The sequence below is a fragment of the Williamsia serinedens genome (genome assembly GCF_024171725.1).
Taxonomy (GTDB): Bacteria; Actinomycetota; Actinomycetes; order Mycobacteriales; family Mycobacteriaceae; genus Williamsia_A; species Williamsia_A serinedens.
The window spans coordinates 583,103-592,136 of the sequence record NZ_JAMTCG010000004.1; the positions used below are offsets into that span (position 1 = coordinate 583,103).

General features: G+C 70.2%; 10 protein-coding genes. 6 read left to right on the top strand and 4 right to left on the bottom strand.

Going from position 1 to position 9,034, the window contains the following annotated elements:
* Window positions 1-75 precede the first annotated feature (75 nt).
* The 5 genes from LX12_RS13555 (at window position 76) to LX12_RS13575 (ending at window position 5,793) form a co-directional block, all read left to right on the top strand.
* Window positions 76-714 (top strand): TetR/AcrR family transcriptional regulator, encoded by a 639-nt coding sequence (locus LX12_RS13555; RefSeq protein WP_253655067.1) that lies wholly within the window; start codon window positions 76-78, stop codon window positions 712-714.
* Window positions 711-1,952: an MFS transporter gene (locus LX12_RS13560; RefSeq protein ID WP_253655068.1), complete on the top strand. Its 1,242-nt coding sequence runs from the start codon at window positions 711-713 to the stop codon at window positions 1,950-1,952. Before LX12_RS13555 ends, LX12_RS13560 begins: the two co-directional genes overlap by 4 nt.
* The gene (locus LX12_RS13565; RefSeq protein WP_253655069.1) at window positions 1,949-3,184 is read left to right on the top strand and encodes an alanine racemase; all 1,236 of its coding nucleotides are present in this window, start codon (window positions 1,949-1,951) and stop codon (window positions 3,182-3,184) included. The genes LX12_RS13560 and LX12_RS13565 overlap by 4 nt, the downstream gene beginning before the upstream one ends.
* Window positions 3,172-4,518, top strand: a complete 1,347-nt coding sequence (locus LX12_RS13570; RefSeq protein ID WP_372505009.1) for a D-arabinono-1,4-lactone oxidase — start codon at window positions 3,172-3,174, stop codon at window positions 4,516-4,518. The genes LX12_RS13565 and LX12_RS13570 overlap by 13 nt, the downstream gene beginning before the upstream one ends.
* Before the next feature lie 72 nt (window positions 4,519-4,590).
* Complete coding sequence (locus tag LX12_RS13575) at window positions 4,591-5,793, top strand: endonuclease/exonuclease/phosphatase family protein (RefSeq protein ID WP_253655071.1); 1,203 nt, start codon at window positions 4,591-4,593, stop codon at window positions 5,791-5,793.
* 6 nt (window positions 5,794-5,799) lie between these two features.
* Here the strand turns inward: LX12_RS13575 and LX12_RS13580 are convergent, their stop codons facing one another.
* On the bottom strand, window positions 5,800-6,180 hold the full coding sequence (locus LX12_RS13580) for a PIN domain-containing protein (protein ID WP_253655072.1): 381 nt from the start codon (window positions 6,178-6,180) through the stop codon (window positions 5,800-5,802).
* Window positions 6,177-6,479: an AbrB/MazE/SpoVT family DNA-binding domain-containing protein gene (locus LX12_RS13585; protein ID WP_253655073.1), complete on the bottom strand. Its 303-nt coding sequence runs from the start codon at window positions 6,477-6,479 to the stop codon at window positions 6,177-6,179. Before LX12_RS13585 ends, LX12_RS13580 begins: the two co-directional genes overlap by 4 nt.
* A 9-nt stretch (window positions 6,480-6,488) precedes the next feature.
* Between LX12_RS13585 and LX12_RS13590 the strand changes: the two genes are divergently transcribed.
* Window positions 6,489-6,764: a hypothetical protein gene (locus LX12_RS13590; RefSeq protein WP_253655074.1), complete on the top strand. Its 276-nt coding sequence runs from the start codon at window positions 6,489-6,491 to the stop codon at window positions 6,762-6,764.
* Here the strand turns inward: LX12_RS13590 and LX12_RS13595 are convergent.
* Together LX12_RS13595 and LX12_RS13600 are read right to left on the bottom strand one after the other, a co-directional pair.
* Complete coding sequence (locus LX12_RS13595) at window positions 6,721-7,338, bottom strand: Rossmann-fold NAD(P)-binding domain-containing protein (RefSeq protein ID WP_253655075.1); 618 nt, start codon at window positions 7,336-7,338, stop codon at window positions 6,721-6,723. The genes LX12_RS13590 and LX12_RS13595 overlap by 44 nt on opposite strands.
* A 546-nt stretch (window positions 7,339-7,884) precedes the next feature.
* A partial coding sequence (locus tag LX12_RS13600) for a metal-dependent hydrolase family protein (protein ID WP_253655076.1) occupies window positions 7,885-9,034 on the bottom strand: 1,150 nt, incomplete at its 5' end.

Sequence of the window (9,034 nt, forward strand, 5' to 3'; positions counted from 1 at the left end):
CTGCCTGCGTGTTCACGCCCATCCCTGGTGCGGTGACCGGCTCTGGGTTAGCGTGACCGCACCCAAGTGGGTCAGATGACCCACTTCACGTGGAGGGAGCCGACCATCCCCCGGATACCGGTCGAGCAGCGGCGCGAACGCCTCGTGGCGGCGGCGTTCCGTGTCGTGGCCGCCGACGGCGTCGAGGCCGCCACGACGCGGCGCATCTGCGCCGAGGCGGGGATGTCGCTGGCGAGCTTCCATTACGCCTTCGAGTCCCGTGACGCCCTCCTCGAGGCGTTGGTCGTCGCCGGCCTGACGAGCGAGGACACCGCGATCCACGCCGTGCTCACCGATGTTCCCGCCGACGGCGGCGACATCGAGTCGCTGCTGCGGGGCGGTCTGCGCGGCTACATCGACAGCGTCGTCGCCGACCCGTCGCGCGAGCACGCTCTGATCGCCCTGTCGCAGTACGCCCGGCAGACCCCGGGACTCGAGGGCTTCGCCGCCGACGTCTACCGCCGCTACTACGAGCTCGCAGCCACCGCCCTCACCGCCGCGGCCGAGGCCTCGGGCGCACGGTGGCGCACCGCGCCGCAAACGCTGGCGCCACTGGTCGTCGCGGCCACCGACGGGTTGACGCTGGCCTACCTGAACACCGGCGACCTCGACGTCGTCCACCGCATCGCCGAGGCCTGCGTGGCCATGCTGCTCACCCACCTGGAGGCGGCGTGACCACCGCGGCGACGGCACGGGTGAGCACCCGCTGGATCGCCCTCTTCGCGCTGGCGTGGACAGGGATCTGGCTCGCGCAGCTGACGCCGTTCCAGCTCACCCTCCCCCAGCAGATCGTCGACCTGCTCGGCACCGACGACACCCAGTGGCGCACCAGCGTGACGACCTTCGGTGTGGTGTCGGGCATCTCGGCGATCTGCGCGCTGATCGCGTTCCCGCTCACCGGGTCGCTCTCGGATCGCACCACCGGGCGGTTCGGTCGACGACGTCCGTGGATCCTCGGTGGCGTCGTCGTGTTCGCCGTCGCGTTGGCGGTGCTCGGCACCCGACACGGACTCGTCGGCCTGACCGTCTGGTGGTGCGTCGCGCTGACCGGGTTCAGCGCTGCGTCGGCCGCGCTGACCGCACTCATCGGCGACCGGGTACCCGTCGAGCAGCGCGGCGTGGTCTCGAGCTGGGTGTCGGCTCCGCAGGCGATCGGCGTGATCCTCGGCGTCGCGCTCATCGCCGCGTTCGGGCTGGGCAGCGTCGGCGGGAACCTGCTCGTCGCAGTGCTTCTCGTCGTCTGCGTGCTGCCGTTCGTGCTGACCGTCGACGACCCGCCGCACCACGCCCATGGTCACGGGGCCCTGACGGCCCGCGCGGTCGTGGCCGAACTGTGGGTGTCGCCGCGGCAGCATCCGGACTTCGGGTGGACGCTGCTCGGGCGGGTGCTCGTCAACATCGGCAACGCGCTGGGCACCTCGCTGCTGCTCTACTTCCTGCAGTTCGGGCTGCGCGTCCGCGACGCGGACGGTGACCTGCTGGTCCTCACCGCCGTGTACATGGTCTTCGTCATCGGGGCCGCTCTCGCGGCCGGCGTGCTGTCCGACCGGATCGGGCGCCGCAAGCCGTTCGTCCTGGCGGCCGGTGTCCTGCAGGGTCTCGCGGCCCTCGTCATCGCACTCGTCGCGTCGTTGCCCACCACCATCGTCGCCGCCGCCCTGCTCGGGGCGGGCTTCGGCAGTTTCCTCGGCGTCGACCAGGCCCTGGCCACCCAGGTCCTGCCCGACGCCGACCACACCGGAAAGGACCTCGGGATCATGAACATCGCCATGGCCGTCCCCCAGGCGCTCGGACCGTTGCTCGGCGCCGGGATCGTCGCCGCGACAGGCGGGTTCACCGCCCTCTTCACCGTCTCCGCGGTCCTCGGCGTCGCCGGTGGGGCCTCGGTGCTGCGGGTGCGGAGCGTGCGATGACCGTGACACTGCAGCGCTCACGCTCCGCATACGACGTCGACTGGTCGGCGATCGGTCGGGCGGTCCACCATCTCGACGGGCCCGTGGTCGCGCTCGACCGCGCGGCCTTCGAGGCGAACGTGGCCGACCTCCGACGACGGGCCGGCGGGGTCCCGATCCGCGTCGCCTCGAAGTCCCTGCGGGTGCGGTCGGTGATCGACGACATCCTCGCGCGTGACGGCTTCGCCGGGGTGCTCGCCTACGACCTCGACGAGGCGATCTGGTTGGCGACGACGTCGGGGATCACCGACGTGCTCGTCGGATATCCCAGCGCCCGTCGCGGTTCCATCGCAGCCCTGGCCGCCGACGAGGTCGCGGCGGGTCGGGTCACGATGCTCGTCGACTCCGTCGACCACCTGGATCTCATCGACGCCGCTGTGCCTGCAGGCTCCCGCCCGCCCCTGCGCGTGGCGATCGACCTCGACGCGTCCCTCGACGCGCCGGTGGTGGGCCACATAGGGGTACGTCGCTCCCCCGTCCATTCCCTCGACGACGCGCTGTCGCTGGCGCGGGCGATCGTGGCGCGGCCCGGTCTGCGTCTGGTCGGCGTGATGTCCTACGAGGCGCAGGTGGCCGGCGTGGGCGACGACGTCGACGGTGGATGGCAGACCTCGGTCCGCAACACCATGATCCGGGGGATGCAGCGGGTGTCGATGGCCGAGCTGCGGCGTCGACGCGGGACGATCATCGGTGCGCTGCGCGAGCTCGCCGACCTCGAGTTCGTCAACGCCGGCGGCACCGGTTCGCTCGAGGCGACGGCGACGGACTCGTCGGTCACCGACATCGCCGCCGGCAGTGGCTTCTTCGGCGGGCACCTCTTCGACACCTACGCACACTTCCGTCCCGCGCCCGCCGTCGGCTTCGGGCTGCAGGTCGTGCGTCGACCCGGCCGGGGCGTCGTGACCTGCCACGGCGGCGGATGGATCGCGTCGGGACCGCCTGCCGCGGACCGGCTCCCCTTGCCGGTGTGGCCGCCGGGCCTGCGGTACGAGCCACGCGAGGCCGCCGGCGAGGTGCAGACACCGCTGATCGGCGACGCCGCCGACAGCCTGGCCGTCGGTGACCGGGTGTGGTTCCGCCACACCAAGTCCGGTGAGGTCGCCGAGCACACCCCCGAGATCGTGATCGTCGGGGACGGGACCGTCGTAGACACCGTGCCCACCTACCGCGGCGAAGGGAAGTGCTTCCTGTGACCACCACCCGACCGACACCGACCCAGACGGGTGCGACGGCACGCTGGCGCAACTGGGGAAGGACCCAATCCGCCACCCCCGCCGAGGTGATCGCCGTCCACGACGCCGATGACGTCGCCGCCGCCGTGCACCGCGCGCGTCGGGACGGCGTCACCGTCAAGCCCGCGGGCTCCGGCCACAGCTTCAGCGCGATCGCGGTGCCCGACGGCATCTCGCTCGACCTGGGGGCGATGACCGGCCTGGTCCACGCCGATCGGGAGCGGGGGCGCGTCACGGTGCGCGCCGGGACACCGCTGCACCAGATGCCCGCCATCCTCGAACCACTCGGCCTGGCGATGCCGAACCTCGGCGACGTCGACGCGCAGACCCTCGCCGGCGCGACGTCGACGGGCACCCACGGGACCGGTCTCGCGTTCGGCGGCATCGCGACCCAGATCGTCGGGGTGACGCTGGTGACGGGGACCGGCGAGGTGCTCACCGTGGGCGACGACGACCCGTCGACCCTGCAGGCGGTCGCCCTGGGGCTCGGCGCGCTCGGCGTGCTGACCGAGATCACGCTGCAGTGCGTGCCCGCGTTCTGCCTCGAGGCGGTCGAGGCCGCGGTGCAGGTGGACGACGCGGCCCGCGATTTCGACGACGCAGTGCGCCGCCACGACCACCATGAGTTCTACTGGTTCCCGCACACCGACGTCGCCCTGACGAAGACCAACACGCGACTGCCCGCGGGGGCACCGACCGAGGGCCCGGGCCGCGTCGCCCGGTTCCTGACCGACGAGGTGCTCAGCAACGGGGTCTTCGCGGTGATGTGTGAGGCGGGTGCCCGGTTCCCCTCCGTGGCACCAGCTCTCGCGACGGTGGCCGGGAAGGCCCAGTCGGGGCGCCGGTTCGTCGACACGTCGAGTTCGGTGTTCGTGTCGCAGCGGCGGGTGCGGTTCCGCGAGATGGAGTACGCGATCCCGCTCGACGAGGTCCGCGACGCGCTCGACGAGATCCGCATGCTCATCGACCGCCGGGGGTGGCGGATCTCGTTCCCCATCGAGGTGCGCGCGGCCGGCGCCGACGATCTGATGCTGTCGACGGCGTCGGGCCGCGACAGCGGGTACATCGCCGTCCACCGCTACCACCGCGACGCCCCCGACGACTACTTCACGTCCGTCGAGGAGATCCTGACGCGACGAGGCGGGCGGCCACACTGGGGCAAGATGCACACCCGTACCGCGGAGTACCTGCGAACCGTCTACCCACGGTTCGACGAGTTCCTCGCCGCCCGTGACCGTCTCGATCCCCACCGCGTCTTCGCCAACCCGTACCTGACCCAGGTGCTCGGGCGGTGAGGGCCGCCCTCGCGTCATGACCGTTCACCGATCGGCAGTGTGCCGTTCGCCTGACGCGCCTACCGTCACCGGATGCTTCTGCGAGGTCTGCGCATCCTTCTGGTCGCGACGGTGGTGATGGGCGCGGCGGTGGCCGGCGCGAATGCCGCTCCGGGGTTCGGGTCCTCGGGGTCGGGTTCGTCGGGTGGCGGATCGGTCGTCCGGGTGGCGACCTACAACGCCAGCCTGAACCGACCCGTTGCCGGGCAGCTGCTGTCGGATCTGCAGTCGGGGGCGAACGCGCAGGCGAAGGCGGTCGCGGAGATCATCCAACGCAACCGCCCGGACATCCTGCTGCTCAACGAGTTCGACTTCGTCGCCGGAGGTGCCGCGGTCCGGGCGTTCTCCGACCGGTACCTCAAGGTGGGTCAGCGCGGCCAGCCGTCGATCGACTATCCGTACTCGTTCACCGCTCCGGTGAACACCGGCGTCCCGACCGGGCGCGATCTGAACAAGGACGGGTCGACGGCCGGACCCGACGACGCCTACGGGTTCGGCGCCTTCCCGGGGCAGTACGGGATGGTCGTCTACTCGCGCTTCCCCATCGACACCGCGCATGTCCGCACGTTCCAGAAGCTGCTCTGGAGAGACCAGCCCGGCAACCTCCTCCCCCGCGACTTCTACGGTGCGAACGCCGACATCCTGCGCCTGTCCAGCAAGTCACACTGGGACATACCGATCACTGTCGGCGGCCGCACGATTCACCTGCTCGCGTCGCACCCGACACCGCCGAGCTTCGACGGTCCCGAGGACCGCAACGGTCGGCGCAACCACGACGAGGTGCGACTCTCGGCCGACTACATCGCCGGTGGAGCGCGGGCGTCGTACATCGTCGACGACGCCGGGCGGCGCGGCGGCCTGCCGCCGGGTTCGGCGTTCGTGATGGTCGGCGACCAGAACAGTGACCCCGACGACGGTGGCGCTCCGGGGCCCGGGGTCGGCGCGATCAACCAGGTCCTGTCGCTGCCGCGGGTGACCGACACCCGTCCCACGTCCCGCGGCGCCGCAGCCGACAGCGCCGGCGACGGACACCGCACCCCCGCCGAGCTGCGGACCGCCGACTTCTCCAAGCCCGACCCGGGCAACCTCCGGGTCGACTACGTGCTGCCGTCGCGGAGCCTGCCGGTCGCCGGTGCAGGCGTCTTCTGGCCGGCACCAGGGGAATCCGGCCGCGACCTCATGCCCCCGACCGTCAGCAGCGACCACCGCCTGGTCTGGGTCGACCTGAGGTTCTGACGGCTCTCACCGGACGAGGACGATCGTCACGGGGAGGTCCAGCTCCGACCACACACGATCGGCGGTGAACACGTGGGACCCCGGCTGCCGCAGGGCAACCGCCAGACAGCATCGGTCTCCGAGTGACAACGACCGGCCGCCCGGCAATGTCCTCAGCGCAGCCGCCATCTCGGCATCGTCAGCCGTGAGATCGGTGACCACGACGCCTGCGGTCGCCAGACGCGATCGCAGCGTCCGTGGATCGGCTCCGACATCGACGGCCTTCCCCAGCACCTCGGCGAGGTTCGCCGCGCAGAGGATCCCACCGTCGACCACAGCTGCGACGGCATCCGCCCCGGGCTCGTCGTTCAGCAGCGCCAGCAGCGCCGACGCATCGAGCACTCTCACCGCGGTCCGTCAGCCTCCGCGATCCGCTCGGCCAGCAGCTCCGCGACCAGTGAACGGCCGCCTGCCCCATCCGCCAGCAACCCGCGGAGGTCGTCGACGGCGTCGTCCGGCCGCTCGAGGACGATCCGTCGTCCGTCACGCACCACGCGTACCGAATCCCCTGCGGACAGGCCCAATTCCGCCCTGATGTCGGATGGGATGACGATCCGTCCCTGTCTACCGATCACCACCGTGTCACTCATCGTGCCATCGTGCCACTTCCCTGATGATCGTGCCACGATGTCGGTGCGCGACTCCACGGTGACGTCATGACCGCTGAGCCCCACCCCACCAAGGACCGGATCGTCGCAGCGGTCGCCGCCCGTGACCTCGCCGCCGCGGGCCTCGACCACACGGCGCCCGGGGTGAACGTGGCCGCGCTGTACCCGTCCCCGCATCTGAACCTGGCCGACGACCTGCGACAGCTCGCCTCGTTCGACGACGCCGCGGGACCGCACCGGGCTGACCATCGCGGGTCGCCACCGTCGGGATCGGTGTGGCTCACGCCTCGAACAGATCACGATGCGCGACAACCCAATCCCTGAATCGCGCGGCAGGTCGCCCGGTGATCGTCGCGATCTCGTCGGTGACGGTCGCCGGGTTGTCCACCGCTGCGCGCTGGAGCGCGAGGTAGGCGTTGACGAACGCCGGAGCCGCGCCCGCACCGGTCATCGCTCCGCGCACCGCATCGGGGCCCACCTCGACGAATCGCAGCGGACGACCGAGCACCTCGCCGATCGTCGCCACCTGGTCGGCCACGGTGAGGACCTCCGGACCCGTCAGCACCACACGCCGACCGACAAGCGTGTCGTCGGTCAGTGCATGTACGGCCACCGCCGCGATGTCCTCGTCGACCACGGGTGCGAACGACGCTCCCTCGTACGGCCCGCGGACGACGTCGCCGTTTCTGATCTGCGTCGCCCACATGTCTGCAGCGGTCGACGCGAAGACCGACGGTCGCAGGCTCACGGCCGGCAGGCCCGCGGACATTGCGAGCTGATCGGCCTCTCGGTTGCGGTCCCCACGGAAGCGGGAGGGCTGCAGCATGTCGTCGTCGTCGATGTTCGCGGCGGAGAGCGCGACGAGACGCTGGACCTGCTGCTCGACCGCGAGGGCCACGACCTGCTCGAGATCTGTCCCGAGCGCACGCGAGTTGAGGAACAGAGACCAGTGAGCAGACCTTCGTAGCCACGCTTGAGCAGCAATCGCGGGGACGCGACTACTCGGGCGACCCGGAGTACCTCATCGATCTCAAGGGAACGGTCGCCAAGGTCGTCACGAAAAGTGCTGACGGCAAGAGTGACCTTGCCCCGAGGGACCTGGACGTACGCGGACGGAAAGTGGAGCTTTGACAACTGCTGAGCTGTCCACCAACGCTGCGTGATTCGGACTATGTTTCGTTCTTGGTGACGAAACCCTGTACGCTACAATCGAATTGACCGATACATGGATTATGTCAGTCCAGCGATTTGCGGTGTCTCGCCGCTGCCCTCGGTCATGCTCGTGTCGGTAGCTTCTCACCCTCGGCGCGGTCGGCCACGGAGAGCCCTGTTGTCACGGCCTGTTCCGCATCGTGTTAGACGCGGCGCCGCGAGGTCGGCCACCTGCAGGCACGATTCGGCGGGCAGATCCTCGGATCTGCCCGCCGAGAGTTGCGTCCAGGCGTCAGGCGGGTACGGGGGTCCCGCGGTGGATCTCGTCGACGTCGCGCGCACGCGCCTGGCTGCCGTCGCCGGGATCCTTGTGGAACTTCCCGTCCTTCATGATCCCGACGATCCGGCCCCGGTCCTGCAGGACCGTGATGTCCTCCAGCGGGTCTCCGTCGATCAGGATCATGTCGGCGTAGAAGTTCGGCGCGATTTGCCCGAGTTCGTTGGGCATGCGCATGATCTGCCCGCCGAGCGCTGTCGCCGACAGCAGCGCCTCCTTGGTGGTGAAGCCCAGGAGATCGACGAAGTGCTGCAGGTCGCGTGCGTAGGTGCCGTGCGGGGTCCAGGCGAAGCCGTAGTCGCCGCCGGGGAGGATGCGGATCCCCCGGGCCTTCATCTTCTTGAGACCGTCGATGGCGCACTCGAGTTCGTGCTTGTAGCCGGCCGCCTCGGCGGCTTCCTGCGGGTAGCCGAAGTCGGCGGCGTCGTTGAGGGTGGCGATGAGCCAGTTGATCCCCGGCGCGACGAACAGTTCGTCCTTCTTGGCCTCGAGCATGTCGAGGCCTTCCTCGTCGACGAACGAGGCGTGGTAGACGATGTCGACCCCGTTGCGGACGGACATCTTCACCGACTCGCCGGAGCGGGCGTGGGTGCACACGCGCAGTCCGCGGCGGTGGGCCTCGGTGGTGGCGGCGAGGACCTCTTCGTCGGAGAAGTAGTTGTCCTCGGCGTGCTGGTTGCCGGTGATCTCCTCACCGGACATGCTGAGCTTCACCAGGTCTGCGCCCATGGCGACGTTGCGGCGGACCTGCTTGCGCATCTCCTCCGGGCCGTCGGCGAAGGCGGTGATGCCGTCGACCAGCGCGCCGCCGGTGACGGCGATTTCCTGACAGTTGGCCAGATAGCGGGGTCCCGGGATCTGTCCGTCGTTGATGGCGTTGCGGATGACGACGTCGAGGCGGGGTTTGGCGGCGGCTGCCCCGACGCACATGGTGTAGCCGCAGTCGATGTAGGTCTGTGCCGAGCGTGCGGACAACAGTGTGTGCTCCTCGACGCCCATGGTCCCCAGTCCGGGGAGGTCCGCGGAGTTGGTCCAGGAGAAGTGGGTGTGGGCGTCGCAGAGTCCCGACATGAGGAATTTCCCGCCGCCGTCGACGACGCGGACG